The following is a 26,299-nucleotide window of genomic DNA, read 5'->3' as shown; positions in this document are numbered from 1 at the left end:
GTAGCTTATTCAATCTTTCGTCGCCCCATCACCATGATTTGGCCGCAAATGGTTCCGATATACCGATTCAAGGGCGACAGGGACCCGTGTCGGCACATGCTTTTTGCGTGGCTGGCATGGCTATAGCCTCTGGAGGTTTTGAGGTCATGTCGAAATTTGTATCGGCCTCGCTATGTGTTGCATTGCTGGCTTTTGCCGCATCGGCGCAGGCGGAAGGCCGCGTCATCACGAACGATCTGTCGAAGTGCAAGAGCGGACCGTCGACTCTGGTCCAGATCAGCGGCGTCAAGGCGTCGACCGGCAAGATTCGCGTGCAAAGCTATCGCGGCACGGCGGCCGACTGGCTCGCCAAAGGCCGCTGGATCACCCGCATCGAAGTGCCGGCGCGCGCCGGGTCGATGACCGTCTGCGTGCCGCTTCCCGAAGCCGGGACCTATGGCATCGCGGTGCGTCACGACGTCAACGGCAACGGCAAGACCGATTTGTCGTCGGACGGCGGCGGGATGTCGAACAATCCCAGCATCAACGTCTTCAACCTCGGCAAGCCGAGCTACAAGAAGACGGCCTTTTCGGTTGGAGACGCCCCCCGGACGATCTCCATCACGATGAAGTACATGTAGGGGCGATGGCGAGCGTCGCGCTTCTTTCCAATCCGCGTTCGACGGGCAACCGTGCCCTGTTGCCCCGGGTTCGCGAATATTGCGCGGCGCATCCCGACATTTTTCATTACGAGGTCGAGGACGTCGACCAGATCGGCGAGGCGATCCGCACCATCGCGATGGTCAGCCCGCGGATCATCGTGATCAACGGCGGCGACGGCACGGTGCAGGCGGCGCTGACCGAGCTGTATTCGGGCGGCCATTTCGGCGGTTCGCCGCCGCCGGTCGCGGTGCTTCCCAACGGCAAGACCAATTTGATCGCGCTCGACCTCGGCGCGGAGGGCGATCCGCTAAAGGCGCTCGAGCGCGTCGTCGAACTGGTTGAATCGGGGCGGCTCGAGGATCATGTGATCGAACGCCAGCTCATTTCGCTCGACAGCGGCGGCGAGGCGCGGCCGGTGCTCGGCATGTTCCTGGGCGGCGCCTATCTCGCCGACGTCATGCTCTATTGCCGTAACCGCATCTACCCGCTCGGCCTGCCGAACGGATTGTCGCATTTCCTCGCTGCGGTACTCGGCCTCTTCTCGATCATCTTCGGCCTCGGCGGTGGACGCCTGCCGCCCAAGCCCGAACCGATGACCGTGTCGCTGGTTCGGCAGGGCGAGTTCAAGGGCAAATTCTCGCTGCTTATCGTCACGACCCTCGAAAAGCTGCTGCTCAGCATCCGGACGAGCGACGGCGGCGGGACGAACGGCCATATGAAATTGCTGGCGACCGACAGCAGCGTCGGCGCGCTGTTCCGCATGCTCGGCGCGACCTGGCGCGGGACGCTGGGGCAGAAAGAGCTTGAGGGCGTGCATTTCCAGCAGGGCGACGAGATCCGCATCGAGGGCGAGCGGTCGAACGTCATCCTCGACGGCGAGATTTTCGAGGCGAAGGGCGGTCAGCCGATCATCCTGACCTCGACGCAGCCGGTGCCGTTCCTGCGCCTCGCCGCCTGAGAAGCATCGCGTCATGACCGATATCGGGGAACTGGTCCGCGCCGAATTATCAGTCCCGGTCGACCCGCGCGTCGCGGCGATGGCCGCGGCGATCGCGGCCGAATATCCGGGCAGTGCGCGCGCGGTGCTGTTTTACGGAAGCTGCCTCCGCGAAAGCGAGCTCGACGGGCTGATGCTCGATTTCTACCTGATCGTGTCGGATTATGGCGATGCCTATCCGAAGCGCTGGCAGGCCGTCGCGAACCGGCTGATCCCGCCGAACGTCTATCCGTTCCAGCATGACGGGCTGATTGCCAAATATGCGGTGCTCAGCGAAGCCGATTTTCACCGGCTGAACGGGCCGGAAACACGCAATGTGTCGGTCTGGGCGCGTTTCGCGCAGCCGTCGCGGCTGGTCTGGGCGGTCGACGATACCGCGGCGGACCGCGCGGTCGCGGCGGTCGCACGCGCCGCGCCGACGTTGCTTGCGGCGGCGGGGGGCGTCGCCGGCGAAGCGCCGCTCGACTGGTGGCGGCGCGCCTTTGCGCTGACCTATTCGGTCGAACTCCGCGCCGAGCGGACGGGGCGTGCGCAGTCGGTGGTCGATGCCGATACCGGACGCTATCTCGCTTTCAGCGCCCCGGCGATCGCCGCGATCCCGGCGGGCGTGCGGAGCGGCGGCTGGGCGCGGCGCCGCGCCGAAGGCAAGGCGCTCAGCATCCTCCGGCTCGCCAAAGCCAGCCTGACCTATGCCGGCGGAATCGATTATCTGGCGTGGAAGATCAACCGCCACGCGGGCACGAAGATCGAGATCAAGCCGTGGCAACGCCGCTGGCCGCTCGTCGCGGCGCTGACCCTCGTACCGCGATTGATGAAAAGCGGTGCGATCCGCTGAGCATTTTCACCCGGAAAATGCGATAGACGAAAAACTCAGCTTGCCAGCCGTTGTCCATCGCCCGGCCGCGTATCGCCGCTCCGCCGGATCGCCTGGTCGAGCGCGCTCAGTGTGAAGGGCTTGCGCAGCACGTCATGGTCGCCGAAGGCGGCGTCTTCGCTGGCATCCCCGGCATAGCCGGTGACGAAAAGAACGGAGAGTTCGGGCCAGCGCTGCTTGAGTTGCGCGACCATTTCGGGCCCGGTGAGTTCGGGCATCAACACGTCGGACAGAATGAGGTCGAAGCCGCTGCCGGCGGCGAACTGCCCTTCGACAAGGGCTTCGGCTTCCAGCGGATTGCCGCACGCGACGGGCCTGTGGCCCAGTTCGGCGACCGCATCGACAGTCGCCGCGAGGACGCGCTGGTCGTCCTCGACGACGAGGATGCTGAGCGCATCGGCGAGGGTGGGGTGCGCCACACCTTCGCCGGGATCGCCGTCGGTGTCGGCGGCCTCTTCGGCGCGGGCGACGGGCAGCAGCATCGCGACGCTCGTTCCTTCGCCTTCGGTCGACGAAATCTGTACCTCGCCGCCCGACTGGCGGCAAAAGGCGAAGACCTGGCTCATGCCGAGGCCGGTCCCCTGACCGGCGGGCTTGGTAGTGTAGAAGGGATCGAAAACGCGCTCGAGAACTTCGGGCGACATGCCGCAGCCGGTGTCGATCACCTGCACCGCCAGCGCCGCGGTTTCCTCTTCTTCGTCGCGCAGGGTGCGGATGGTCAGCGATCCGTGGCCCTCCATCGCGTCGCGGGCATTGACCGCGAGGTTGAGCAGCGCATTTTCGAACTGGCGCCGGTCGAGCCGGCAAGCGAGGTCGGGAGCCTGAAGATCGAGCGTCAGCGCGATCCGGTCGCCGATCGTCCGCTCGACGAGCTCGGCGAATGACGCGATGCATTCGTCGACCACGGTCATTTCGGGCCGCGCGGGTTCGGAGCGCGCGAAGGTCAGCAGCCGCCGCGTCAGGTCGGCGGCGCGGTTGGCGCCATCGAGCGCATTGGCAAGATGACGCTGCGCCTTGTCGGGGGCTTCCGACAACCAGCGCTGCGCGAGTTCGAGTCCACCGACGACGACTGCGAGCATATTGTTGAAATCATGCGCGATGCCGCCGGTAAGCTGGCCGACGGCCTCCATCTTCTGCGCCTGGCGCAGTTGTTCCTCGGCCGAGAGGCGCTCGGCCATTTCGCCGCGCAGCGCGGTGTTCGCCTGTTCGAGTTCGGCGGTGCGCGCGTCGACCGCCGCTTCCAGTTGCATCGCGCGATCGCTTTCGGCGAGCTGGTCGCGCCGCGCCAGCCGCCGTTCGGCATCGGCGCGGACGAGCGAAAAGGTCGCGCCGATCGCGATCACCGCGGCGCCGGCGCCGAGCAGCGAGAAGAGCAGCATCGCCTGGTTGAGGCTGGCGCGATCGGCCGCCGCGAGGCGGTTGCGTTCGCGGAGCAAAGTGCGTTCGTTGTCGATGATCCGCGTCAGCAGCTTGTCGATCTTGCCGAGCCCCTGATCGTGCCCGGCAGCGTGATATTTGGAAATGGCGGCGACGGTCTGGCGATAATTGGCGCTGAGCGCCGCGTCGCCGAGCTGGGCGCCGCGCCGGTCCATTTCGTGCGTCAGTTCCGCGACCAGCTTCGCCTGCGCCGGATTGTCGCGGACGTTGCGCTGGAGCTGGACGCGATATTGGCGCGCGCGGCCCCATTGCTGCTCGAAGACGCGTCCGTCTTCCTTCTGCAAACCGACTGCGAAGCGGCCGAGCGCCGCCTCGGCGCGCGCGAGCGACGCGTCGAGCGAGCGGGTCTGCGAGATGACCTCCATGCTCTGCGTCTGCCAGCCGAGCGAGCGTTCGTAATTGTCGTTGGCGCGCGACAGCAGCAGGACGAGCGCCGCGACGACGCCGACCAGGATGGTCGCGACCCCGATCGTCAGCCAGAAGCGCAGGCGCTCCCGGCGGCTTTCGGTCTCGATATCGAAATCCCTCTCGAACACGCGCCGTCTTTACCGGACAAGCGCCCGGCCGCAAAGCGGCGAAGCGGGCGGGGCGCGGCCGATGCTTCGGTTCACCCCGAAAAGGAATCCGCTGGTCGGGTCGTGCGGGGGCTTCAGTCGATGATACCGACGCGTTTGCCTGCGCGCTCGAAGCGGGCAAGGATCTCGCCGACCTGCTCGCTCGAATGCTCGGCGCAGAGCGAGCAGCGCAGCAGCGTCATGCCCGCGGGGGTCGCCGGCGGACGCGCAAGATTGACGTAGAGCCCTTCTTCCAGCAGCGCTTCCCACATCATGGCGCCCTTTTCGAGGTCGGGCATGATCACCGCGATGATCGCCGACTGCGGCTCTTCGGTGCCGAGCTGGAAGCCCAGACCCTGCAGGCCCTTGTGCAGCGTCTTCGAATTTTCCCATAGGTGGGCGCGCTTGTTCGATCCGTGCATCAGCTTGCGGATGCTTGTCGCGGCGGTCGCGACGACGCTCGGCGGCAGCGAGGCGGTGAACACATAGGGGCGGCAGACGAGCCGCATGATTTCGAACTTCGGATGGTTGGAGACGCAGAAGCCGCCGACGGTGCCGACGCTCTTGCTGAACGTGCCGATGATGAAATCGACATCGTCGATCACCCCCTGCGCCTCGGCGACGCCGCGGCCATGTGCGCCGATGAAGCCCATCGAATGCGCTTCGTCGACCAGCACCATCGCGCCGGCTTGCTTGGAAACGCGGATCATCTCTTTCAGCGGCGCGACGTCGCCGAGCATCGAATAGACGCCTTCGAGCACGACGAGCTTGCCCGCTTCGGGGGGCAGGCGCTTCAGCCGCTTTTCGAGCGCCTCGACGTCGTTATGGCGGAAGGCGACGATTTCGGCGTCGCCCATCTTGCACCCGTCATAGATCGACGCGTGGCTGTCGATGTCGAGGATGACATAGTCGCCCTTGCCCGCGATGGTCGAAATGATGCCGAGGTTGGCCTGATATCCGGTCGAAAACACCATGGCATGATCCATGGCGTAAAATTCCTTGAGCGCTTCCTCGCACTCCTTGTGCCCCTGATAGGTGCCGTTGAGGACGCGGCTGCCGGTCGTGCCGCTGCCGAATTTGTCGAGCGCGTCCTTGCCGGCGGCGATGACGTCGTCGTCGAAGGTCATCCCCATATAATTATAGGTGCCGAGCAGGATCGTCTCGCGCCCGTTGCAGATCGCGACGGTCGGCGACACGACCTTTTCCATCACCAGGCTGAACGGATCGGTGACGCCGGTGGCGAGCAGCGCCTCGCGCTGCTGGATCAGCGGGTCGAACTTGCTGAAAAGATCGGTCATCGCGGTGTCAGCCCTGCAGTTTCTCGACCGCGGCGACGAGCTGGCCGACGGTTTCGATTTCGGCCTGCATGTTCATGCTGATGATGATGTCGAACGTGTCCTCGACCTCGGCGACGAAATCCATCACCGTCAGGCTGTCCCATTCGAGGTCGCCGGCAAAGGTGGTCGCATCGGTCAGATCGACGCCCTTTTTGTTGAAGGGGGCGATAAGGCCGTAAATCTGGTCGCGAAGGGCGGTGCTCATGCAGGTGCGTCCCGTAAAGAAATAAGATTGCGCGCGGGAATGCCGCGCTGCTGCCCGATTGGCAAGCGAATGCGGCGGGAACAGGGCAGCATCTTGCCGCTTGCGATACTTCATGCCATTCCTGTGGCAGGGTCGCTGGCAGGGGCATGGCAGCATGGACAGCGCAGAATCAACGACATCGTCGGCGCCGCCGCCGATTTCCTTCCCGCCGAACGCCGTGCATCTCGTCCGCACCAACCAGCAGATCACGATGCAATTGTCGCAGATGGCTGACCAGAAGGCATCGATCCTGATGGGCGCGACCTTCGTCGTCTTCACCCTTGCGATCGGACAGGCGCGGTCGGGGGGAGGGGCGCTGGCGATGCCGCTCGCGATCCTTGCGACCTTTTCCTTCCTGTCGGCGCTGTTCGCGATTTCGGCGGTGCTGCCGCGCGTCGGCAAAGCGCCGCCGGTCGTCTATCGCGACGGCAAGGATCACAGCAACATCCTCTTCTTCGGCCGCTTCGCGCAGATGGACGAGGACGAGTTCATCGCGGCGGTGAAGGCGCGCCTCCGGACCGAGGAGGATCTGTACGAGACGATGCTGCGCGACACCTATCAGAACGGCATCGTCCTCGCGCGGCGCAAATATCGCTATCTCGCTTATGCCTATCGCCTGTTCGTGGTCGGGCTGACGCTGACCTTCATCGCCTTCGCCGTCGAGATGGCGATGCTGTGGAGCAAATAGCCGTCCCGCGCATTATCCCGGGACGATGACCGACGTCTTTATCAGCTATAAGCGCGAGGAGCGCGGCCGTTGCGTCGCCATCTACAACGCGCTCGTCAACCTGAAACTGTCGGTCTGGTTCGACGCGCATATCGAGCCCGGCACCGATTTCGACCGCGAGATCGAACGCGAGGTGCGCTCGGCGAAAGCCGTTCTCGTGCTCTGGTCGGCGCTCGCCGCCGACAGCGACTGGATCCGCGCCGAGGCGCGCACCGGGCGGCAGAACGAGCGGCTGGTCGCGGCGCGCCTCGACGATTGCCTGCCGCCGCTGGAATTCGCGTCGGTGCAGGCGGTCGACCTGTTCGACCGCCGCGACGTTTCTTCGGGTGGTGATTGGCAATCGAGCGAGGGCTGGCGGCAGGTGGTGGGGCGGATCGGCCGCCTCGTCGGGCGGCCGGGGCTGGGCGATTATGTCCGCTGCGAACAGGCGGCCGATGCGGGGCTGTGGCGCGGCTGGATCGCCGCCAATCCGGACGATCCGCTCGTCGAAACCGCGCGGCAACGCGTGGCGGCACTGGCGCATCGCGAGCCGCCGGACCCGGCCCGGGCTGCTCCCGCAGATCCGGTGCCGGCGGAAGCCCCTCGCGGCGGGCCGGCACGCTATTGGCCGCTGTTCGGGGGAAGTGCCCTGCTGCTCGTCGCGGTCGCGGCACTCACCTTTGGACGTGACGACCCCGAACCGCCGCAGCAGGCGCCCGTCGCCGCGACCGCATCGTCGGACCTTCCCGTCCTGCCGGAGCCTGCAGAGGTCGTCCCGATGGCGGCGGCGGGCGGCGGCAAACCGCTCTTCTGCCGCCCCGATGATCCCTTTGTCCTGTCCTTCGTTGCCCGGCGCACCGACATGCCGCCCGTGGGCAATCTGACGATCGCCAACACCTGGCTCGCATGGCGCGAATGCCGTGGTCCGGTTCGCGTCGAAGGCCATGTCGAAAGCGGCGGAGGTAGCCCCGCCGACAGCCAGCGGATGGCCGATGTCGTCGCGAACGAACTGCGCGCGCGCGGCGTCGATCCGAAAGCGATCCGGGCCCGGGGTTTCGGCGCCAGTCGCCCACTGGCCGGGACCCCGGCGGAAGCCATCGCCAATCGCCGCGTCGAAATCTACCTCGACCCATCGCGCTGACCGACGGCCGATGTGGCCGATTTGCCACCATGGACGGGAATTTCGCTTCGCGCCCTGCCGGGGGATTGAAGCGCCGCGCGCCCGCGCCTATCCGGGCCGGCTATGCTCGAGCAGGCCCACCCCCTGACTGCGGATCGTCCGCAGAATTTCCGTGCCGAATTCCGCGCGACGTGGGCGCTCGCCCTGCCACTGGCGGCGGCGAACTTGCTCCAGATGATGGTGCACGCAATCGACGTGATCTTCGTCGCCCGGCTGGGCGATACGGCGCTCGCCGCTTCGTCGCTGGGCGTTTCGATCTTCGGGCTCTTGCTCTGGACGGGGACGGGCCTGGTCGGCGCGGCGGCGCCGCTGATCGCGGCGGAACTCGGCCGGCGCAAGCACAGCGTGCGCGAAGTACGGCGCACGGTGCGCATGGCGCTGTGGCTGAGCGCGCTCGTTTCGCTGCTCTTCATGGGCGTGTGCGCAGCGGGCGGCCCGATCATGCGCGCGACCGGCCAGCCCGCCGACCTGACGGCGCGCGCGGCGAGCTTCCTCCTCATCCTGATGTTCGGCATGTTTCCGATGATCGCGGCGAGCGTGCTGCGCATTTTCGTCTCGGCGCTCGGCCGGCCGACGATCGCGACGGCGATCACCTTCTTCGCGCTCGGCGTCAACGCGCTCGGCAACTGGGTACTCGTCTTCGGCCATCTCGGTCTGCCCGCGCTCGGGCTCCACGGTTCGGCGATTTCGAGCGTGATGACCAGCGCGCTGATGCTGCTCGCCTATGTCGTCGTCATCCAGACCGACCGGCGGCTGCGGCGTTACCGCCTGTTCGGCAACTGGTGGCGCTCCGAATGGTCGCGCTTCTTCGAAATGCTGCGCATCGGCACGCCGATCAGCTTGACCATCCTCGCCGAAGCGGGGTTGTTCACCGGCGCCGCCTTCCTGATGGGGCGGATCGGCGAGACCGAACTGGCCGGACACACGATCGCGCTGCAGGTCGCGGCGCTCGCCTTCCAGATCCCGTTCGGGGTGGCGCAGGCGGCAACGATCCGCGTCGGGCTGGCGTATGGCGCGCGCGACCATCGCGGCATCGGCTTTGCGGGGCAGGCGTCGCTGCTGCTCGGCATCGGCTTCATGGCCTTCACCGCGCTGGTCATGTGGCTGTTCCCGAAGCTCGTGCTGTCGATCTATGTCGACGTCGACGCGGCGCGCAATGCCGCGCTGGTCGGCTTCGCGATGCAGTTCCTCGTCGTCGCGGCGGCGTTCCAGCTCTTCGACGGTGCACAGGCGGTCGCGGCGGGGGTGCTGCGCGGGCTGCAGGATACGCGCATCCCGATGATCATCGCGGTGTGCGGTTACTGGATCGCCGGATACGGCACCGCCATCTACCTCGGTTTCTGGACGCCGCTGCGCGGTGTCGGGGTGTGGATCGGGCTGGCGGTCGGCCTGATCGTCGTGTCGGCGGTGCTGCTGACGCGCTGGCGGATGCGCAGCCGTCTCGGCCTTCTTCCGGCCTGACGCAAAAAAGTTGACCGCCGCTGCTTGACGGCCTTTGGACTCCCACCCATATGCCCGCCTGTTAGCACTCCCGGTATGTGAGTGCTAAAACGATATCATTTGCACTTCTGGAGGGAGTTTCATGACCCAGTTCCGACCGCTGCACGACCGCGTGCTCGTTCGCCGTATCGAAGCCGAAGAAAAGACGGCCGGCGGCATCATCATCCCCGACACCGCCAAGGAAAAGCCGCAGGAAGGCGAAGTCGTCTCGGTCGGCACCGGCGCCCGCGCCGACGACGGCAAGGTGACCCCGCTCGACGTCAAGGCGGGCGACCGCATCCTGTTCGGCAAATGGTCGGGCACCGAAGTCAAGGTCGACGGCGAGGAGCTGCTGATCATGAAGGAATCGGACATCCTCGGCGTCATCGCCTGAGCGGTTTCATCGATTTGCGAGTAAAGTTGCGCAGTTTTCTGCGCCTTTGAAAGGAATAAGCACATGGCTGCTAAAGACGTAAAATTCAGCCGCGACGCGCGTGAGCGCATCCTGCGCGGCGTCGACACCCTCGCCGACGCGGTGAAGGTCACGCTGGGCCCCAAGGGCCGCAACGTCGTCATCGACAAGAGCTTCGGCGCCCCCCGCATCACCAAGGACGGCGTCACCGTCGCCAAGGAAATCGAACTGAAGGACAAGTTCGAGAATATGGGCGCCCAGATGCTGCGCGAAGTCGCATCGAAGGCGAACGACAAGGCCGGCGACGGCACCACCACCGCGACCGTTCTGGCGCAGGCGATCGTCCGTGAAGGCATGAAGTCGGTTGCCGCCGGCATGAACCCGATGGACCTGAAGCGCGGCATCGACATCGCGGTGACCAAGGTCGTCGAGACGCTGAAGGCACAGTCGAAGCCCGTTTCGGGCACCTCCGAAATCGCGCAGGTCGGCATCATCTCGGCCAACGGCGACACCGAAGTCGGTGAGAAGATCGCCGAAGCGATGGAAAAGGTCGGCAAGGAAGGCGTGATCACCGTCGAGGAAGCCAAGGGCCTCGATTTCGAACTCGACGTCGTCGAAGGCATGCAGTTCGACCGCGGCTACCTTTCGCCTTACTTCATCACCAACCCGGAAAAGATGCTCGTCGAGCTGAATGATCCGTACATCCTCATCTTCGAGAAGAAGCTGTCGAACCTCCAGTCGATGCTGCCGATCCTCGAAGCCGTGGTGCAGTCGGGCCGTCCGCTGCTCATCATCGCCGAAGACATCGAAGGCGAAGCGCTCGCCACCCTCGTCGTGAACCGCCTGCGCGGCGGCCTCAAGGTCGCCGCCGTCAAGGCGCCGGGCTTCGGCGATCGCCGCAAGGCGATGCTGCAGGACATTGCGATCCTGACCGCCGGCGAAATGATCAGCGAAGACCTGGGCATCAAGCTCGAGTCGGTCACGCTGAACATGCTCGGCCAGGCCAAGCGCGTCACCATCGACAAGGACAACACCACCATCGTCGACGGTGCGGGTGAAGCCGACACGATCAAGGGCCGCGTCGAACAGATCCGTGCGCAGATCGAAACCACGACGTCGGATTACGACCGCGAAAAGCTGCAGGAACGTCTGGCGAAGCTCGCCGGCGGTGTTGCCGTGATCAAGGTCGGCGGCGCTTCGGAAGTCGAAGTGAAGGAACGCAAGGACCGCGTCGACGACGCGCTGCACGCGACCCGCGCTGCGGTCGAGGAAGGCATCGTCCCCGGCGGCGGTACCGCGCTTCTCTATGCGACTAAGGCGCTCGACGGCATGACCGGCGTCAACGAAGACCAGACCCGCGGCATCGACATCATCCGTCGCGCGCTGCAGGCTCCGGTCCGTCAGATCGCCGAGAACGCCGGCTTCGACGGCGGTGTCGTCGCGGGCAAGCTGTTCGACCAGAACGACACCAACTTCGGCTTCAACGCGTCGACCGACGTGTATGAAAATCTGGTGGCTGCCGGCGTGATCGACCCGACCAAGGTCGTGCGTACCGCGCTGCAGGATTCGGCCTCGGTTGCCGGTCTGCTCATCACCACCGAAGCGGCGGTGAGCGAGCTGCCCGACGACAAGCCCGCCATGCCCATGGGCGGCGGCGGCATGGGCGGCATGGGCGGCATGGACTTCTAAAGTCCGCGCCGTTCGGCCACTCGCCGACAGAAACAAGGGCCGGAGCAGCGATGCTCCGGCCCTTTTCCATTGTGCTTTTACGTTCCCGTCACCCCGGACTTGATCCGGGGTCCCGCTTTCCAGCGTCGCCGAGCGGGACCCCGGATCAAGTCCGGGGTGACGAAAGTGGGACATTGCCAGTTCATTCCGCCCGGCATAGCTATGCAGGATGATCCTGCTCTTCGCCCTTACCGCCGCCGCCGCGGACCCCGCGCCGGTCGAGCGCTGCGGTTATCGTATCGTCCGGAGCTATCCACACGACACGGCCAGCTTCACGCAGGGCTTGTTCTGGGACGACGGCCATCTTTACGAGGGCACGGGCCAATATGGGAAGTCGCGCGTCGCCCGGCTCGATCTCGATACCGGCAAGGCACTCGCCCAGACCAGCTTGCCCGCCGACCAGTTCGGCGAAGGGATTGCGCGGTGGAAGGACCAGATCATCGGCGTGACCTGGCAGAATGGCGTCGGCCATCGCTGGTCGATCAAGAATCTGAAGCCGCGGGGCAATTTCACCTATGCCGGCGAGGGCTGGGGGCTGACGACGGTTGGCGACCAGCTCGTGCTGAGCGACGGGACCTCCGAACTGCGCTTTCTCGATCCCGAAACGATGACCGAGAAAAAGCGCGTCACCGTGCGCTTCGGCGGCCGGCCGATCAGCATGATCAACGAGCTCGAGGCGATCGAGGGACAGGTCTGGGCCAATATCTGGATGACCGACTTCATCGTCCGGATCGACCCGGAAAGTGGTGATGTCGTCTCGCTCGTCGACCTGTCGGGGCTCAAGGCCGATGCAGGCGCTTCGGGCGACGACAGCGTGCTCAACGGCATCGCGTGGGACGCGAAGAAGAAGCGCCTGTTCGTGACCGGGAAATATTGGCCCAAACTCTACGAGATCGCGCTCGCCGACTGTCGTTAGGCCTTGAGCGCTGCCTCCATTCGCGCCGCCGCGGCGTCGTAGACGCGCGCCTTCAGTCCGGCCGTGACCGCCGCAGGGGTACGGTCGGGGTGGCCGCCGACGAAGGGTGGGGCGGGGTCATATTCGATGGCAAGCTGGATCGCCTGCGCGACCGCGTCGCCCTGCAGCCGGGCGATCAGTGTAAGCGCAAAGTCGAGCCCGGAAGTCACTCCGCCGCTGGTGATGATATTCCCGTCCTCGATGACGCGAGCGGCGACGGGCTCTGCGCCGACCAGCGGCAGGAGATGGGTATAGCCCCAATGGGTTGTCGCACGCTTGCCCGCGAGCAGCCCGGCGCGCCCGAGCAGGAAGGCACCCGTGCAGACGCTGGTTATCCAGCGGGCGCCGGCGGCTTGCCGCGCGATAAAATCGATCGTCGCGGCATCGCCCAAGGCCTCGGCGACGCCATGTCCGCCGGGGATGCAGAGAATGTCCGCCTGCGGGCAGCTCGCGAAATCATGTGTCGGCACGATGGAAAAGCCGCTGTCGGTGGCGATCGGCGCGGTGGTGGCCGCAGCGCCGGCCAAGGTCGCGCCGGGCATGCGGCTGAGTGCCTGCGCGGGTGCGGTGAAGTCGAGCTGGGTGATGCCGGGAAAGAGCAGGAAGACGATCTGGGTCGATGCGGGAGCGGCGGGCGTGGGTTCGGTCATGCGGATGGTCCTTGGTGGCAGCGGATCACCCAGGCGCGCGGCTCGCTGGTTCTCGACCAATCCCGCTCCCCGATGGGACTCCATCATCAGCGCCAGTTGCGGGACGCGCGCAGCCTAGCTTTACGCCCGGCCGAACGAAAGGCGATTATTCGTTCGCCTTGGCCTTCTCTTCCTTTGCCGGGTCGGGGGCAGGGACGCTGTCGCGGCTTTCGAGCATCTCGGCGGCATCGTCGAGCGCCTTCGCTTCGCTGACCGTCACCCCGCCGGGGCCGGGTTCATTGTCGGTGCGGCTGCATCCTGCCGTCAGGATCGTCGCTGCGGCGCACAGGGCAAGATCAACCCTCGGCATCCTAATCTCCCACGAAAAGGGGCCCCATCCGTGTCGAATGGAGCCCCCCGTTCCGGATTGCGCGCGCTTGGCGCGCAAGCCCCGATTACTGCTTGTCGTTGGCTTCCGCCTTCTTCGTTTCGTCGGCGATCTTGTCGCCGGCCTTCGCGGCGGCGTCGCCGGCGGCGTTCACGGTGCCTTCGACGGCGTTGCCGGCGTCCTTGGCGGCAGCGGCGGTCGCATCGGCAGCTTCGCCCGCAGCAGCGGCGGTGGCGTCGGCGGCATCGGCAGCGCCTTCGGCGACGGCATCGCCGGCAGCAGCGGCATCATCAGCGACGGCGGCGCCAGCTTCCGACGTTTCTTCCTGCGCCTTTTCCGAGCAGGCGGCGAGGCTGAAGGCCGCAGCGGCCATCGAGGCGATGATGATTTTGCGCATGAAATTTCCTTTCGAACATCCGAGTGACCGAAACCGGGCACGGTCGTGAAGAATTAGCTGTGGATTCGGGGCTTGGCAACTATCCTGCATGCCCATGCTTCCGGCCGCACGGCCAAAAGAAAAGGGGCCGCCGACCAAGTCGGCAACCCCCCTCCTTATTCTGGCCGAATGGCCCGAAAGAAGCTTACTTCTTGGCTTCTTCGGTCGCAGCCTTGGCAGCGTCGGTCGCTTCCTTGGCAGCGCCGGCAGCTTCGGCGGCCTTGTCGGTCGCGGTCGCAGCGTCGCCAGCAGCAGCGGCGTCGCCAGCAGCACCGGCAGCAGCAGCGGCGTCGCCGGCAGCGGCGCTCGCGTCGGCAGCGCCTTCGGCTGCTTCCATCGCGCCGTCAGCGGCGCCTTCGACGGTTGCCGCCGATTCGTCGGTCGTGGCGGGGGCTTCGGCAGCCTTTTCACCACAAGCGGCGAGGCCCATCGAGGCCGCGAGAACGAGCGACAGAGTGATCGATTTCTTCATTTGGGAATACCCCTCTCGATTGAATTGATCGACCGGCATTTCGGACACGAACCTTTCGACCCGGCAAATTGCCAATCGCCCAAAGAGCTACAATCTCGCCAAAATGGGCGCAACGGCCTTTTGTGTGATCATGGGCGCAAATCGATGGATGGAGTGGGGTGCGGTGTCGCAAGCGGCGGGAAACAAGGCTTCGTCAACGATTGACCAGATATAAAGAAAGCTTTATATGTGTGTTTGTGACTGAGCTGCTCGACATTTTTCGTGCCCTTGCCGATCCGACGCGCCTGCGCATCCTTGCGCTGCTGCGCGAGATGGAGCTGGCGATCGGCGAGCTTGCGGTCGTGCTCGACCAGAGCCAGCCGCGCGTGTCGCGGCACGTCCGTATCCTCGTCGACGCGGGGGTGGTCGAACGCCGCCGCGAGGGGAGCTGGGTCTTCCTACGCCTTGCGCAGGACGGACCTGTGGGCGAAACGATCGCGCGCGCAGATAAATGGCCCTTTTCGCCGCGTGAGGCGCTGGTGATCGCGCATGACGCCCGCCGCCTCGTTGCCGTCCGGACCGAGCGGGCCGCCGCCGCCGAGCGTTATTTTGCCGAACATGCCGCCGAATGGGATGCAATCCGGTCGCGCCATGTCGCCGAGAGTGAGGTCGAGGCGGCGATCCTCGCGATCATGCACAACCGCCGGCTCGGCCACCTGCTCGATATCGGGACCGGGACCGGCCGGATGGCGGAGATTTTCGCGCCGACCGCGCGCCGCATCACCGCGCTCGACCGCAGCCCCGAAATGCTCCGCATTGCGCGCGCCAAGCTGGCCGGCCAGCCGGTGCCGATCGATCTGGTGCAGGGCGATTTCCTGAGCCTCCCCGTGGCGGATGCGAGTGTCGACAGCGTGGTCATTCATCAGGCGCTGCATTTCGCGCACGAACCCGACCGCGTGATCGCCGAGGCGGGCCGCGTGCTGCGCGGCGGCGGGCACCTGCTGATCGTCGATTTCGCGCCGCACGAGGATGAGGAGATGCGCACGCTTGCGGCGCATGCCCGCCTCGGCTTCTCCGATGCCCAGATCCGCGGCTGGTTCGCGTCGGCGGGCATGGGGCTCGAAACCTCGCAGACGCTCGAAGGCGGCGAACTTGCGGTCAAGCTGTGGCTTGGCCGGCGGCGCAGCGACGAAGATCAATCCCCCGTCGCCCAAGGCAGCGACGGTCAGCGTAAAAGGCTTGCGGCATGACATCGAACCTCGACTCGCTCGCGGAGGCCCGCCGCGCCGCGGCTTCGCCGCTGTTCGCCAATCTCGATGGCGATATCGGCGTCAGCTTCGAATTTTTCCCGCCCAAGACCGAAAAGATGGAAGCTCAGTTGTGGGACACCTTCCATGCGCTCGAGCCGCTCGCGCCGCGCTTCGTGTCGGTGACATACGGGGCCGGGGGTTCGACACGCGAACGCACGCACGCGACGGTCGCGCGGATCGCCGCGACGAGCAGCGTGCCGCCCGCCGCGCACCTGACCTGCGTCGAGGCTTCGCGCGCCGAGATCGACGCGGTGGCCGAGGCCTATTGGGAAGCCGGGGTGCGGCACATCGTCGCACTCCGCGGTGACGTGCCGTCGGGCGGCCCCTATCGCCCGCACGCGCAAGGTTATGCCAATGCGATCGAGCTGGTCGCGGGGCTGAAGGCCGTTGCACCGTTCGACATTTCGGTCGCCGCCTATCCCGAGGTCCATCCCGACGCCGACTGCGCGCAGTCCGACCTCGACAATCTGAAGCGCAAGCTCGACGCGGGTGCGACGCGGGCGATCACGCAATTCTTCTTCTCGCCCGACAGCTTCCTGCGGTTTCGCGACACGGCCGCAGCGGCGGGGATCACAGCGCCGATCATCCCCGGCATCCTGCCGGTGTCGAACGTATCACAGACGCGCCGCATGGCCGACATGTGCGGCACCGCAATCCCCGCATGGATGGTGTCGCTGTTCGACGGACTCGACGACCATCCGGCGGCGCGTCAGCTCGTCGCGGCGACGATCGCAGCCGAAATGTGCCGCCGCCTCTATGCTGGCGGGGTGCGCGATTTCCACTTCTACACGCTCAACCGGGCCGAACTCAGCTATGCGATCTGTCATTTGCTGGGATTGCGGCCGGTGGCGACGGCAAAGGATCAGGCGGCATGATAAGTGCACGTGAGGCGCTGCAAGCGGCGGCGAAAGAACGCATCCTGCTCACCGACGGCGGCTGGGGCACGCAGATCCAGCTTAGGAAGCTCGCCGAGGCCGATTATGCCGGCAACCTCGGCCTGTCGCACGACCAGAAGGGCAATAACGACATCCTTGCGCTGACGCGGCCCGATATCGTGACGGCGATCGGCGAGGCCTATCTGGCGGCGGGATCGGACATCGTTTCGACCAATACCTTCAGCGCCAACCGGATCAGCCAGGCTGATTATGGCGCCGAGCATCTGGTCGCCGACATCAATATCGAAAGCGCCCGGCTGGGCCGCGAGACGGCGGTGAAATACGAAGCGCTCGACGGCCGCCGCCGCTTTGTCGCAGGCGCGGTCGGGCCGACGAACAAGACCTTGTCGCTGTCGCCCGACGTCAACAACCCGGGCTATCGCGAGATCGATTTCGACGAGCTGAAGGACGTCTATCTCGACCAGGTCGTTGCGCTGGCCGAGGGCGGCGCCGACTTCATCCTCATCGAGACGATCTTTGACACGCTCAATGCCAAGGCGGGGATCGCCGCGACACTCGAGGCCGAGGCGAAGGTCGGGCGCGAATTGCCGCTGATGATCTCGATGACGCTGACCGACCTCAGCGGCCGCAACCTGTCGGGGCACACGGTCGAGGCCTTCTGGTATGGGGTGCGCCATGCGAAGCCGCTGACGATCGGGCTCAACTGCTCGTTCGGCGCATCGCAGCTTCGCCCGCATGTGAAGGTCTTGTCCGACCTCGCCGATTCGCTGGTGATGGTCTATCCCAACGCCGGCCTGCCCAACGAACTCGGCGAATATGACGAGCTGCCGGAGACGACCGCGGAGCTGGTCGGTGAATGGGCCGAAAACGGTCAGGTCAATATCCTCGGCGGTTGCTGCGGGTCGACCCCGGCGCATATCGCCGCGATGGCCAAGGCGATCGAGGGGCTGGCACCGCGGCCGGTCCCCGAAGTTCCGGTGCGGACGCGGCTCGCGGGGCTTGAGCCCTTCACCATGGCTGCCTGAACCGATGACGGACATTCCGACATGGACGATCCGGGAGGCCGGAGCGGATGACGCGCCGGCGCTCGCGCTGATCGGCGCGGCGACCTTTCTCGAGACCTTTGCTGGCATCCTCGACGGCGATGCGATCGTCGGTCATTGCGCCGCGCAGCATTGCGAAGCGGCCTATCGCGCCGCTCTGGCCGACGGCGCCCGGGCGTGGCTTGCCGAAGCGCAGCCCGGCGGGGCACCCGTCGGATTCGTGCTCGTCGGCAAGCCCGACCTCGCGGCCGCGCGCGACGGCGATATCGAATTGAAGCGCATCTATTCGCTGTCGCGCTTTCATGGCACCGGCCTTGGCGCGGCGTTGATGAAGCAGGCGCTGGAAGCCGCTCGCGGCCATCGCCGTCTGTTGCTTGGCGTCTATGCGCAGAACGAACGGGCGCTCGCCTTTTATCGCAAACAGGGGTTCGCCGACCTCGGCACCCGCCGGTTCAATGTCGGCGGCAAGCTCTACGACGATCTCGTGCTTGCCCGCCCGCTCGCCGCCTAATGCTCATGCTCAGGATAATCCGATGACCACCGCCGCGTCTTCCAGCTTCGTCAATATCGGTGAGCGCACCAACGTCACCGGATCGGCCGCCTTCAAGAAGCTGATTCTCGCCGACGACTATACTGCGGCGGTCGAGGTTGCGCGCCAGCAGGTCGAGAACGGCGCGCAAGTTATCGACGTCAACATGGACGAGGGTCTGCTCGACGCCGAATATGCGATGACGACCTTTCTGAAGCTCATTGCCGCCGAGCCCGACATCGCGCGGGTGCCGGTGATGATCGACAGTTCGAAATGGGACGTCATCGAAGCGGGCCTCAAATGCGTGCCGGGCAAGCCGATCGTCAATTCGATCAGCATGAAGGAAGGCGAGGAGCCGTTCCTTGCGCATGCGCGCAAGTGCATGGCCTATGGCGCCGCAGTCGTGGTGATGGCGTTCGACGAGGTCGGACAGGCCGACACCAAGGCGCGCAAGATCGAGATTTGCGAGCGCGCCTATAAATTGCTCATGGGCATCGGTTTTCCACCCGAGGACATCATCTTCGATCCCAATGTGTTCGCGGTCGCGACGGGGCTCGAAGAGCATGACAATTATGCGGTCGACTTCATCGAGGCGGTGAAGGAAATCCGCGTCCGCTGTCCGCATGTCCATTTTTCGGGCGGATTGTCGAACCTCAGCTTCGGTTTTCGTGGCAATGAGGTCGTGCGCCGCGCGATGCACAGCGTCTTCCTCTATTATGCGATCCCCGCCGGGCTCGACATGGCGATCGTCAACGCGGGGCAGCTCGACGTTTATGACACGATCGATCCCGAACTGCGGCAGGCGGTCGAGGATGTTGTGCTCAACCGCAAGGTCGAGGGCGAAGCCGAAAGCCCCACCGAACGCCTGATCGCGCTCGCCGAACGCTATAAGGGCAGCAACCCGGCGCAGGAAAAGGCGGCCGAGGAATGGCGCGGCTGGGAGGTCGCGAAGCGCCTCGAACATGCGCTGGTCAAGGGTATCGACGCCTATGTCGTCGACGATACCGAGGAAATGCGCCTGTTGATGCCGCGCCCCATCGAGGTGATCGAAGGTCCGCTGATGGACGGGATGAACGTCGTTGGCGACCTGTTCGGATCGGGCAAGATGTTCCTGCCGCAGGTGGTGAAATCGGCGCGCGTGATGAAGAAAGCGGTCGCGCACCTGCTCCCCTTCATCGAGGCGTCGAAGGAACCGGGCGCGAAGGGCAAGGGCAAGGTCGTGATGGCGACCGTCAAGGGCGACGTGCACGACATCGGCAAGAATATCGTTGGCGTGGTGCTCCAGTGCAACGGCTTCGAGATCGTCGACCTCGGCGTCATGGTGCCGTGGAGCAAGATCCTCGAGGCGGCGAACGAGAATGACGCCGACATGATCGGGCTGTCGGGCCTCATCACGCCGTCGCTCGACGAGATGGTGACGGTGGCCGAGGAGATGCAGCGCGCTGGGATGACGATGCCGTTGCTGATCGGCGGCGCGACGACGTCGAAGGTCCATACCGCGCTGCGTATCGATCCGGCGTATAAGGGGCCGGTGCTCCATGTCCTCGACGCGAGCCGCGCGGTCGGGGTCGCGACGGCGCTCGTCAGCGATACCGGGTTCGACGCCTTCGTTGGCGGCTATAAGCAGGATTATGAGCATATCCGCGACGTGCGCGCGGGCAAGGGACAGAGCGTTCTCCACACCCTCGAGGAGGCGCGTGCCAATTTTTACGACGCTTACCTCAGTGACAAGCCCGCGCCGCCGCTGCAGCCGGGGCTGCACCGCTTCGACGACTGGTCGCTCGAAGACCTGCGCGAATGCTTCGACTGGACGCCCTTTTTTCGCGCATGGGAATTGCACGGGACATACCCGTCGATCCTCGACGACGATGTCGTCGGCGAAACGGCGCAGGCCTTGAAGGCAGATGCCGATGCGATGCTCGACAAGCTGATCGCCGAGAAATGGCTGACCGCGCGAGGCGTCTGCGCCTTCTGGCCGTGCGCGCGCGACGGCGACAGCGTGACGATCCATCTTGCCGAGGAGGAGCGGCATGTGACGCTGCCCTTCCTGCGCCAGCAGATCAAGAAGAGCCGCGACCGGGCGAACATGTGCCTTGCCGATTTCATCGACCCGGCGGGCGATTGGATGGGCGGCTTCGCCGTCGGCATCCACGGTATCGAACCCCATTCGGAGCGCTTCCGCGCCGACAAGGACGATTATTCGGACATCTTGCTGAAGGCGCTCGCCGACCGTTTCGCCGAGGCGTTCGCGGAGCGGCTGCACCAGCATGTCCGCACGACGCTGTGGGGCTATGCGCCGGGCGAGCAGCTCACCAACGAGGCGCTGATCAAGGAGGAATATCGCGGTATCCGGCCGGCTCCCGGCTATCCAGCGTGCCCCGACCACAGCCTGAAGCCGATCCTGTTCGATCTGCTCGCGGCGGGCGACAATGCCGGGCTCGTGTTGACCGAAAGCTTTGCCATGCTGCCGACTGCGGCGGTCAGCGGCTTTTATTTCGGGCATCCCGAAAGCCAGTATTTCGGGGTGGCGCGGATCGGCAGCGACCAGCTCGAGGATTATGCCCAGCGGCGCGGGGTCGATATCGAAACCGCGACGCGCTGGCTGCGCCCCAACCTCGATTAACTTTGCCGCGCGCGGCTGTCCGAAAAAGGGACGGCCGCGCGGTTAACCAGCCTTGGACACGACTGGGGGCGCCGGATCGGCTATAAGCCCTTCATGGCACAGTCTCTTTTCCGCCGGCCGTTGCTGCCGCTGCTCGCCCTTCCGTTGCTTTTCGCCCCCGCGCCGCTGCCGGCGCAGGCGGGCAGCGGCCCCTATGTGGTGGCCGAATCGGGCCGCGCCTTCGGGCGGCTGCAGGACGCGGTCGACGCGATCGGCGAGGGTGGCGGCACGATCCGCATCGCGCCCGGCTATCACCGCGATTGTGCGGTGCAGACCGAAGGCCGCATCGCCTTTGTCGCTGTAGAACCCGGCCGGGCGATCTTCGACGGCGTGGCCTGCGAGGACAAGGCGGCGCTGGTGCTGCGCGGCGACGGCGCGAAGGTCGACGGCATCGTGTTCCAGAATATCCGCGTGCCCGACGGCAACGGCGCGGGCATCCGGCTGGAGAAGAGCAACCTCGACATCGTCAACAGCCTGTTCCGCAACAGCGAAGAGGGCATTTTGACTGGCGACGATGAAGGGGCGGCGCTGACCATCGACCGTTCGACCTTCTCGCGTCTTGGCCGCTGCGACCGGGGTCTGAGCTGCGCGCACAGCGTCTATACCGGCGTCTATGGCCGCGTCACCGTCACCCGTTCGCGTTTCGAGAAGGGCAGCGGCGGCCATTATCTGAAAACGCGCGGCGTGCAGGTCGACATCAGCGACAACAGCTTCGACGATACCCAGGGCAAAGCGACCAATTATGCGATCGACCTGCCGTCGGGCTCGACCGGGCGGATCGCGAACAACCTGATCATCCAGGGCCGCGACAAGGAAAATCATTCGGCGCTGATCGCGGTCGCGGCCGAGGAACGCAAGAACCCGTCGCGCGGCCTGTCGATCACCGGCAACCGCGCCAGCGTGCCGGCCGAACTGTCGGGCAAGACCGTGTTCGTCGCCGACTGGAGCGGCGAAGCGCTGGCGATCGGGCCCAACGAATTGGGCGCCGGGCTGACGAAGTTCGAGAAGCGCTAAATTTGTGTCCCCGCGAAGGCGGGGACCCAGAGCGTCCTCACGCTATCCCCGTTGCGGACCGCTCTGGACTCCCGCCTTTGCGGGGGTACGAGGGGCTTAAGCCTCGCCGCGCGTTTCGATCAGCGATGCAGCGAGCGCTTCGGCCGGGGTCTTGCCGCCCCACAGCACGAACTGGAACACCGGATAGAAGCGCTCGCACTCGTCGATCGCGCTTTCGATCAGCGTTTCGGTGAGGTCGAGCGGCAGCGCGGCGTCGCTGCCGACGAGCATGCCGTGGCGGAACAGGATGGTGCCGCTGTTCGACCACAGTTCGAAATGGCCGAGCCATAGCTGCTCGTTGATCATCGCGAGCGCCTCGTGCGCGACGGCACGCTTGTCCTCGACGACGCGGATGTCGGGGAAGGCAAGCAACTGGATGACGCCGTCGTCGGCGCGCCACACTGCGCGCAGCTCATAGGCGGTCCAGCTACCCTGCGCCGTCGCGACGATCTCGTCCTCGCCGACCATTTCGTGCGGCCAGTCGTGCGCGGCGAAATAGGATGCCAGCATCTCCATCGGTGCCGCTTCCTGGCCGTCGTCATCGTCGTAAATATCGTCGCTCATGACCATTGTCCTAGACGTTCTTGCGGTCGCACGCGAGTCCGCAAACCAACCCATCGATCGTCATCCCGGCGAAGGCCGGGATCTCAACGGGGCGTCCGGATGCTAGGTCGAGACCCCGGCCTTCGCCGGGGTGACGATCATTTTTTTTGGGCTGGCTTGCGCGCCGCCGGTTTGGCGGCCGGCTTCGCCGCTTTCGGAGCGGCAGCGGGCTTCGCGGCGGCTTTCGGCGCTGCCGCGGGCTTTGCCGCGCCTTCGAGCTTGTCGAGCCGGGCCTTCAGCGCTTCGGCTTCGGCGCGGGCTTTTGCGGCCATTTCCTTCACCGCCTCGAATTCCTCGCGGCTGACGAAGTCCATGCGGCCGACAAATTCCTTCGCGCGCTCGCGCATCGCGGACTCGGCCTCGCGGCCGGCGCCGGCGACGGTTCCGGCGATGCCGTTCACCATCTTGGCGAGATCGTCGAAAAAGCGGTTTTCGCTCTGCATTTCAAATTCCTTCGTCGGGGGAGTGCCCCTTGCCGGCCTATATCTGGGTGCTCGCGGCGTGCGGGACAAGGGTTTCGGCGTCGGGATTGCGCTGGTCAATCTGGAAATTGAGGATCGCGGCAAAGCACAGCCACCCCATATAGGGGACGAGCAGCCATGCCGCCGCCTTGCGGATCGGGGCGAAGGCGAAAGCGGTCGCGATCGTCACCATCAGGATGAAGATGATCAGGTACAGCGCGGTGGTCACCTGATGCGCGCCGAAGAACAGCGGCGACCAGGCGAAGTTGGCGACGAGTTGGACGAAGAAGAGGAGCAGCGCGAAGCCGCGCCCTTTCGCGCCGCGCGCGTGCAGCACCATCGCCAGCGACAGGCCAAGGCAGATATAGAGGATTGGCCAGACGGTCGCGAATACCCAGCCCGCGGGGGTGATCGGCGGCAGGTCGAGGGCGTCGAACCAGCGGTTGCCGTAACCGCTGTTCGAGAGCACGCCCGACAGGCTGCCGATCAGCACGATCGCGGGTACGGTGACGAGCGCCCAGCGCAGATAGGACAGGCGCAGTTGCCCCGCAGTGGCGATTTCACTCATCGACGCGACCCCACCAATATCTTGATTCCCAACGGATGAGGTGTCGCGGCTGGCGTGCCCAGCGTCAAGCCGCAGATTTTGTGGCCGCAATCAGGAATTCGACATTGCCCTCGGGGCCGGTGATCGGGCTTTCAACCAGATCGGCGACGCGCCAGTTTTCGCTTTCGAGCCAGCCGCGAACTTCGGCGCAGACGCGCGCATGGACGGCGGTATCGCGCACGACGCCCTTTTTGCCGACCTCGTGGCGTTCGGCCTCGAACTGCGGCTTGATCAGCGCGACAAGGCGGGCGCCGTCTTTCGCGAAGGACAGCGGCACCGGGAGCACTTTCGACAGGGCGATGAAGCTGGCGTCGCAGACGATCAGATCGACGGGTTCGGGGATATGCGCGGGCGTCAGGATACGCGCGCTCGTTTGTTCGTGGACGACGACGCGCCCGTCTTGCCGCAATTTCCACGCGAGCTGGTTGGTGCCCGAATCGACGGCATAGACGCGCGCCGCGCCGCGGCTGAGCAGCACGTCGGTAAAGCCGCCGGTCGACGATCCGACGTCGATCGCGACCGCGCCCGTCACGTCCCAGCCGAGGTGGCTCAGCGCATGGTCGAGTTTGACGCCGCCGCGCGACACCCACGGATGGTCGCGGCCCTTGACACTGATCTCGGCATCCTCGGCGACCTGCTGCCCTGCCTTGTCGATCTTGCGGTCGCCGACGAAGGCGAGCCCGGCGAGGATTAATGCCTGCGCCCGCGTCCGGCTTTCGGCGAGGCCGCGGTCGACGAGCAACTGGTCGGCGCGCTGCTTCGCCATCAGCCGCCCGCCTTGTCGGTGAGCAGGCCGGGGGTGAGGATCTGCGGCAGGATTTCGGGCTTTGCCGCGCCCGGCGCGTACCAGAGGTAGAGCGGCACGCTGTTGCGGCCATGTTCGGCGAGGGTGCGGGTGATGACGGGATCGCCGTTCGTCCAATCGCCGACGAGCGTGACGACGCCCTTGTCCTTGAAGACGTCCTGCACGGCCTCGCGGTTGATCGCGCCAGCCTCGTTCGCCTTGCACGACAGGCACCAGTCGGCGGTGAAATAGACGAAGACGGGTTTGCCGGTGGCGCGAGCCTTGACGAGTGCTGCGGGAGAAAAGCTATTTGCCGAGGCCGCAGTTTGCGCGCCGCGATCCTGCCAGCCACTATCGATTTGCCGCCACAGCAGCACCGCGAGCGCGAGCGCGGTCAGCGCCATCGGCACCGCCATCCATTTGCGGAAACGGGCCATCCACGGTCCGGGCTTGGGCAGGCGGTTGCGGAGTGCCGGAACGAAGCCGATGGCGAGGAAGGGCAGGGCAATGCCGAAACCAAGGCCGCCGAAGATCGGTAGCGCGGCCCATGCCGGCAGGACGAGTGTCGCGCCGAGCGCGGCGCCAAGCAACGGCCCGCTGCATGGTGTCGCGACAAAGGCGGCGAGGGCGCCGGTCCAGAAGCCGCCCGCTGCGCCGCCCCGATCCGCCAACCGCTGGCCGCCGCCGAACGACGGCAGCTCATAGACCCCGGCAAGATTGAGCGTGATGGCGATGGCGAGCAGGAGGAGCAGGAAGACGCTGAGCGGATGCTGGAGCTGGAATGCCCAGCCGACCTGCTCGCCGGCGGCGCGCAGCCCCAGCAGGATGGCGCCGAGTAACAGCGCGGTGAGGGCGGCCCCTGCCGTATAGGCCAGCGCCTCGACCTTCGCCGCGCGCACGTCCCCGCCCGAGCGCGCGAGGCTGAGCGCCTTGAGGCTGAGGATCGGGAAGACGCAGGGCATCAGGTTGAGGATGAGGCCGCCGAGGATCGCGCCACCGAGCGCGGTCCAGAACAGCGCCATATCGATCCCGCTGGAGGGCCCGGCAATGGCTTTGCCTGCGGCGGGTACGGCGCCGGGGTCGAGTTGTAGCGAAAGCCCGCGTCCGCTGCCAAGCTTGAGCAGCGCCGTGATCGTCCCGGCAGCGTCGCCCTTGGTGCGCGTTTCGACGATGATATGATTGCCGTTGCGGCTGAAATTTTGCGTGGCCGCATAGTCGACCAGATTGCGCGTCTCGACAAACAGGTGCGGCGCATCGATCGCGGTGCTCGCGGGCAGGGGGATGGCGAAGCGGACCGTGTCGCCGCGGGGTTCCCAAGTGCCATGGCGGTCGAGCGGCTGCGGGAGCAGCGCGCGCCATGCGTCGAAGCGCTCACGGTCGGAGGCAGCGACCTTGCCGTCACCGGCCTTCAGCGCAACCGAAATCACCGCCTTTTCAGGGACGCAAACCTTGTCAGTGCAGGCGAGCCAGTTGGCGACGCCCGACAGCGTGAGGTCGGTGCCCGGCGCGACGCTTTTGTCGATGCGCACGTCGGCGAGCAGCGCATAGGGATGCTCGTAGACATGGTTCATCATGCCGAAGAGAATCAGCGCGTCGGGGACCGGATAGCGAAAAGGCTCGACGGTGACGCCCTCGGGCGCATTCCATTCGACCTGCAGGCCGAAACCGGCGTCGCCGCCGTTCGACCAATAGCCGTGCCAGGTCTTTTCGGGCACCATGGTCAGCGCCAGCGTCGTCGTACCGCCGGGGGCCGGCGCCGCCGATTCGGCCACCAGCTTTGGCGTGATATGCGTCGAACGGGCGGCCGCCGGCGTCCATGCAACCACGGCAAGTGCCAGCAGCGCGAGCGCGCCGCGCCACGCCATTGTCACAAATCCGTCTTGCCTGCGTTCCATGCTCAAC

At 65.8% G+C, this 26,299-nt stretch carries 27 protein-coding genes; 15 read left to right on the top strand and 12 right to left on the bottom strand.

The genetic code is table 11. The features are described from left to right. Positions 1-146: 146 nt before the first annotated feature. The 3 genes from V6U71_RS12575 to V6U71_RS12565 are packed head-to-tail and all read left to right on the top strand — an operon-like array spanning position 147 to position 2,474. The gene (locus V6U71_RS12575; RefSeq protein ID WP_054729815.1) at positions 147-620 is read left to right on the top strand and encodes a DUF2141 domain-containing protein; all 474 of its coding nucleotides are present in this window, start codon (positions 147-149) and stop codon (positions 618-620) included. Between the two features lie 5 nt (positions 621-625). After that, positions 626-1,600 carry a diacylglycerol/lipid kinase family protein gene (locus tag V6U71_RS12570; protein WP_411338788.1) on the top strand — a complete coding sequence of 325 codons (975 nt, stop codon included), beginning with the start codon at positions 626-628 and terminating at the stop codon, positions 1,598-1,600. Positions 1,601-1,613: 13 nt separating this feature from the next. Continuing rightward, positions 1,614-2,474 carry a hypothetical protein gene (locus V6U71_RS12565; RefSeq protein WP_411338787.1) on the top strand — a complete coding sequence of 287 codons (861 nt, stop codon included), beginning with the start codon at positions 1,614-1,616 and terminating at the stop codon, positions 2,472-2,474. A 35-nt stretch (positions 2,475-2,509) separates the two neighbouring features. Here the strand turns inward: V6U71_RS12565 and V6U71_RS12560 are convergent, their stop codons facing one another. The 3 genes from V6U71_RS12560 to V6U71_RS12550 form a co-directional block, all read right to left on the bottom strand. After that, positions 2,510-4,486 (bottom strand): ATP-binding protein, encoded by a 1,977-nt coding sequence (locus tag V6U71_RS12560; protein ID WP_411338786.1) that lies wholly within the window; start codon positions 4,484-4,486, stop codon positions 2,510-2,512. A gap of 113 nt (positions 4,487-4,599) precedes the next feature. Further along, positions 4,600-5,802, bottom strand: a complete 1,203-nt coding sequence (spt, locus tag V6U71_RS12555) for a serine palmitoyltransferase (RefSeq protein WP_411338785.1) — start codon at positions 5,800-5,802, stop codon at positions 4,600-4,602. A 7-nt stretch (positions 5,803-5,809) separates the two neighbouring features. Next, on the bottom strand, positions 5,810-6,046 hold the full coding sequence (locus V6U71_RS12550) for an acyl carrier protein (protein ID WP_411338784.1): 237 nt from the start codon (positions 6,044-6,046) through the stop codon (positions 5,810-5,812). Between the two features lie 154 nt (positions 6,047-6,200). On the opposite strand from V6U71_RS12550, the gene V6U71_RS12545 reads away from it, so the two are divergent. The 6 genes from V6U71_RS12545 to V6U71_RS12520 all read left to right on the top strand — a co-directional run bounded on the left by V6U71_RS12545 (position 6,201) and on the right by V6U71_RS12520 (position 12,506). Further along, on the top strand, positions 6,201-6,773 hold the full coding sequence (locus V6U71_RS12545; RefSeq protein ID WP_411342351.1) for a Pycsar system effector family protein: 573 nt from the start codon (positions 6,201-6,203) through the stop codon (positions 6,771-6,773). Between the two features lie 25 nt (positions 6,774-6,798). Beyond that, a complete protein-coding gene (locus V6U71_RS12540) occupies positions 6,799-7,932 on the top strand; it encodes a TIR domain-containing protein (RefSeq protein ID WP_411338783.1) in 1,134 nt (377 codons plus the stop codon). A 102-nt stretch (positions 7,933-8,034) separates the two neighbouring features. After that, positions 8,035-9,432, top strand: coding sequence for an MATE family efflux transporter (locus V6U71_RS12535; protein WP_411338781.1), 1,398 nt, complete (start codon positions 8,035-8,037; stop codon positions 9,430-9,432). Positions 9,433-9,553: 121 nt separating this feature from the next. Continuing rightward, positions 9,554-9,844, top strand: coding sequence for a co-chaperone GroES (gene groES, locus V6U71_RS12530; RefSeq protein ID WP_054587343.1), 291 nt, complete (start codon positions 9,554-9,556; stop codon positions 9,842-9,844). Positions 9,845-9,907: 63 nt separating this feature from the next. Next, positions 9,908-11,551, top strand: a complete 1,644-nt coding sequence (groL, locus tag V6U71_RS12525; RefSeq protein WP_411338780.1) for a chaperonin GroEL — start codon at positions 9,908-9,910, stop codon at positions 11,549-11,551. Between the two features lie 208 nt (positions 11,552-11,759). Then, a complete protein-coding gene (locus V6U71_RS12520) occupies positions 11,760-12,506 on the top strand; it encodes a glutaminyl-peptide cyclotransferase (protein WP_411338779.1) in 747 nt (248 codons plus the stop codon). Here V6U71_RS12520 and V6U71_RS12515 read toward each other — a convergent pair. The 4 genes from V6U71_RS12515 to V6U71_RS12500 all read right to left on the bottom strand — a co-directional run bounded on the left by V6U71_RS12515 (position 12,503) and on the right by V6U71_RS12500 (position 14,470). Further along, positions 12,503-13,195: a DJ-1/PfpI family protein gene (locus V6U71_RS12515; RefSeq protein ID WP_411338778.1), complete on the bottom strand. Its 693-nt coding sequence runs from the start codon at positions 13,193-13,195 to the stop codon at positions 12,503-12,505. The genes V6U71_RS12520 and V6U71_RS12515 overlap by 4 nt on opposite strands. A gap of 145 nt (positions 13,196-13,340) precedes the next feature. After that, the gene (locus V6U71_RS12510; protein ID WP_411338777.1) at positions 13,341-13,544 is read right to left on the bottom strand and encodes a hypothetical protein; all 204 of its coding nucleotides are present in this window, start codon (positions 13,542-13,544) and stop codon (positions 13,341-13,343) included. A gap of 85 nt (positions 13,545-13,629) precedes the next feature. Next, positions 13,630-13,959, bottom strand: coding sequence for an entericidin EcnAB (locus V6U71_RS12505; RefSeq protein ID WP_411338776.1), 330 nt, complete (start codon positions 13,957-13,959; stop codon positions 13,630-13,632). Positions 13,960-14,143: 184 nt separating this feature from the next. Then, positions 14,144-14,470: a hypothetical protein gene (locus V6U71_RS12500; protein ID WP_054587349.1), complete on the bottom strand. Its 327-nt coding sequence runs from the start codon at positions 14,468-14,470 to the stop codon at positions 14,144-14,146. Positions 14,471-14,706: 236 nt separating this feature from the next. Here V6U71_RS12500 and V6U71_RS12495 point away from each other — a divergent pair, with 236 nt between their 5' ends. From V6U71_RS12495 to V6U71_RS12470, 6 genes are all read left to right on the top strand, one after another. Beyond that, positions 14,707-15,699 (top strand): ArsR/SmtB family transcription factor, encoded by a 993-nt coding sequence (locus V6U71_RS12495; protein ID WP_411338775.1) that lies wholly within the window; start codon positions 14,707-14,709, stop codon positions 15,697-15,699. Continuing rightward, positions 15,696-16,634, top strand: coding sequence for a methylenetetrahydrofolate reductase (gene metF / locus V6U71_RS12490; RefSeq protein WP_411338774.1), 939 nt, complete (start codon positions 15,696-15,698; stop codon positions 16,632-16,634). Before V6U71_RS12495 ends, metF begins: the two co-directional genes overlap by 4 nt. Beyond that, positions 16,631-17,680 carry a homocysteine S-methyltransferase family protein gene (locus V6U71_RS12485; protein WP_411338773.1) on the top strand — a complete coding sequence of 350 codons (1,050 nt, stop codon included), beginning with the start codon at positions 16,631-16,633 and terminating at the stop codon, positions 17,678-17,680. Before metF ends, V6U71_RS12485 begins: the two co-directional genes overlap by 4 nt. 4 nt (positions 17,681-17,684) lie before the next feature. Continuing rightward, positions 17,685-18,209, top strand: coding sequence for a GNAT family N-acetyltransferase (locus V6U71_RS12480; RefSeq protein WP_411338772.1), 525 nt, complete (start codon positions 17,685-17,687; stop codon positions 18,207-18,209). Positions 18,210-18,231: 22 nt separating this feature from the next. Then, a complete protein-coding gene (gene metH, locus V6U71_RS12475; RefSeq protein ID WP_411338771.1) occupies positions 18,232-20,850 on the top strand; it encodes a methionine synthase in 2,619 nt (872 codons plus the stop codon). A gap of 93 nt (positions 20,851-20,943) precedes the next feature. After that, complete coding sequence (locus tag V6U71_RS12470; protein WP_411338770.1) at positions 20,944-21,903, top strand: right-handed parallel beta-helix repeat-containing protein; 960 nt, start codon at positions 20,944-20,946, stop codon at positions 21,901-21,903. A gap of 96 nt (positions 21,904-21,999) precedes the next feature. Here the strand turns inward: V6U71_RS12470 and V6U71_RS12465 are convergent, their stop codons facing one another. From V6U71_RS12465 to V6U71_RS12445, 5 genes are all read right to left on the bottom strand, one after another. Further along, a complete protein-coding gene (locus V6U71_RS12465; protein WP_054587356.1) occupies positions 22,000-22,506 on the bottom strand; it encodes a YbjN domain-containing protein in 507 nt (168 codons plus the stop codon). Between the two features lie 137 nt (positions 22,507-22,643). Then, positions 22,644-22,988: an accessory factor UbiK family protein gene (locus V6U71_RS12460; RefSeq protein ID WP_411338769.1), complete on the bottom strand. Its 345-nt coding sequence runs from the start codon at positions 22,986-22,988 to the stop codon at positions 22,644-22,646. A 37-nt stretch (positions 22,989-23,025) separates the two neighbouring features. Beyond that, positions 23,026-23,574: a TspO/MBR family protein gene (locus V6U71_RS12455; protein ID WP_411338768.1), complete on the bottom strand. Its 549-nt coding sequence runs from the start codon at positions 23,572-23,574 to the stop codon at positions 23,026-23,028. Between the two features lie 64 nt (positions 23,575-23,638). After that, positions 23,639-24,379, bottom strand: coding sequence for a TlyA family RNA methyltransferase (locus V6U71_RS12450; protein WP_411338767.1), 741 nt, complete (start codon positions 24,377-24,379; stop codon positions 23,639-23,641). Then, the gene (locus V6U71_RS12445; RefSeq protein WP_411338766.1) at positions 24,379-26,292 is read right to left on the bottom strand and encodes a protein-disulfide reductase DsbD family protein; all 1,914 of its coding nucleotides are present in this window, start codon (positions 26,290-26,292) and stop codon (positions 24,379-24,381) included. Before V6U71_RS12445 ends, V6U71_RS12450 begins: the two co-directional genes overlap by 1 nt. Positions 26,293-26,299: the final 7 nt, after the last annotated feature.

This window comes from Sphingopyxis sp. J-6, assembly GCF_046603995.1.
GTDB lineage: Bacteria > Pseudomonadota > Alphaproteobacteria > Sphingomonadales > Sphingomonadaceae > Sphingopyxis.
The sequence above is the reverse complement of the archived record's forward strand: the minus strand, read 5'-3'. Positions and strand labels throughout refer to the sequence as shown.

What these genes read in the sequence shown, in the direction of transcription:
- V6U71_RS12565 (WP_411338787.1), top strand. Translation starts at nt 1,614, where the DNA reads ATGACCGATATCGGGGAACTGGTCCGCGCCGAATTATCAGTCCCGGTC.
- V6U71_RS12450 (WP_411338767.1), bottom strand. Translation starts at nt 24,379, where the DNA reads ATGGCGAAGCAGCGCGCCGACCAGTTGCTCGTCGACCGCGGCCTCGCC.
- V6U71_RS12515 (WP_411338778.1), bottom strand. Translation starts at nt 13,195, where the DNA reads ATGACCGAACCCACGCCCGCCGCTCCCGCATCGACCCAGATCGTCTTC.
- groES (WP_054587343.1), top strand. Translation starts at nt 9,554, where the DNA reads ATGACCCAGTTCCGACCGCTGCACGACCGCGTGCTCGTTCGCCGTATC.
- V6U71_RS12510 (WP_411338777.1), bottom strand. Translation starts at nt 13,544, where the DNA reads ATGCCGAGGGTTGATCTTGCCCTGTGCGCCGCAGCGACGATCCTGACG.
- groL (WP_411338780.1), top strand. Translation starts at nt 9,908, where the DNA reads ATGGCTGCTAAAGACGTAAAATTCAGCCGCGACGCGCGTGAGCGCATC.
- V6U71_RS12455 (WP_411338768.1), bottom strand. Translation starts at nt 23,574, where the DNA reads ATGAGTGAAATCGCCACTGCGGGGCAACTGCGCCTGTCCTATCTGCGC.
- V6U71_RS12550 (WP_411338784.1), bottom strand. Translation starts at nt 6,046, where the DNA reads ATGAGCACCGCCCTTCGCGACCAGATTTACGGCCTTATCGCCCCCTTC.
- spt (WP_411338785.1), bottom strand. Translation starts at nt 5,802, where the DNA reads ATGACCGATCTTTTCAGCAAGTTCGACCCGCTGATCCAGCAGCGCGAG.
- metF (WP_411338774.1), top strand. Translation starts at nt 15,696, where the DNA reads ATGACATCGAACCTCGACTCGCTCGCGGAGGCCCGCCGCGCCGCGGCT.
- V6U71_RS12540 (WP_411338783.1), top strand. Translation starts at nt 6,799, where the DNA reads ATGACCGACGTCTTTATCAGCTATAAGCGCGAGGAGCGCGGCCGTTGC.
- V6U71_RS12445 (WP_411338766.1), bottom strand. Translation starts at nt 26,292, where the DNA reads ATGGAACGCAGGCAAGACGGATTTGTGACAATGGCGTGGCGCGGCGCG.
- V6U71_RS12575 (WP_054729815.1), top strand. Translation starts at nt 147, where the DNA reads ATGTCGAAATTTGTATCGGCCTCGCTATGTGTTGCATTGCTGGCTTTT.
- V6U71_RS12535 (WP_411338781.1), top strand. Translation starts at nt 8,035, where the DNA reads ATGCTCGAGCAGGCCCACCCCCTGACTGCGGATCGTCCGCAGAATTTC.
- V6U71_RS12570 (WP_411338788.1), top strand. Translation starts at nt 626, where the DNA reads ATGGCGAGCGTCGCGCTTCTTTCCAATCCGCGTTCGACGGGCAACCGT.
- V6U71_RS12500 (WP_054587349.1), bottom strand. Translation starts at nt 14,470, where the DNA reads ATGAAGAAATCGATCACTCTGTCGCTCGTTCTCGCGGCCTCGATGGGC.
- metH (WP_411338771.1), top strand. Translation starts at nt 18,232, where the DNA reads ATGACCACCGCCGCGTCTTCCAGCTTCGTCAATATCGGTGAGCGCACC.
- V6U71_RS12485 (WP_411338773.1), top strand. Translation starts at nt 16,631, where the DNA reads ATGATAAGTGCACGTGAGGCGCTGCAAGCGGCGGCGAAAGAACGCATC.
- V6U71_RS12520 (WP_411338779.1), top strand. Translation starts at nt 11,760, where the DNA reads ATGATCCTGCTCTTCGCCCTTACCGCCGCCGCCGCGGACCCCGCGCCG.
- V6U71_RS12505 (WP_411338776.1), bottom strand. Translation starts at nt 13,959, where the DNA reads ATGCGCAAAATCATCATCGCCTCGATGGCCGCTGCGGCCTTCAGCCTC.
- V6U71_RS12480 (WP_411338772.1), top strand. Translation starts at nt 17,685, where the DNA reads ATGACGGACATTCCGACATGGACGATCCGGGAGGCCGGAGCGGATGAC.
- V6U71_RS12545 (WP_411342351.1), top strand. Translation starts at nt 6,201, where the DNA reads ATGGACAGCGCAGAATCAACGACATCGTCGGCGCCGCCGCCGATTTCC.
- V6U71_RS12460 (WP_411338769.1), bottom strand. Translation starts at nt 22,988, where the DNA reads ATGCAGAGCGAAAACCGCTTTTTCGACGATCTCGCCAAGATGGTGAAC.
- V6U71_RS12470 (WP_411338770.1), top strand. Translation starts at nt 20,944, where the DNA reads ATGGCACAGTCTCTTTTCCGCCGGCCGTTGCTGCCGCTGCTCGCCCTT.
- V6U71_RS12465 (WP_054587356.1), bottom strand. Translation starts at nt 22,506, where the DNA reads ATGAGCGACGATATTTACGACGATGACGACGGCCAGGAAGCGGCACCG.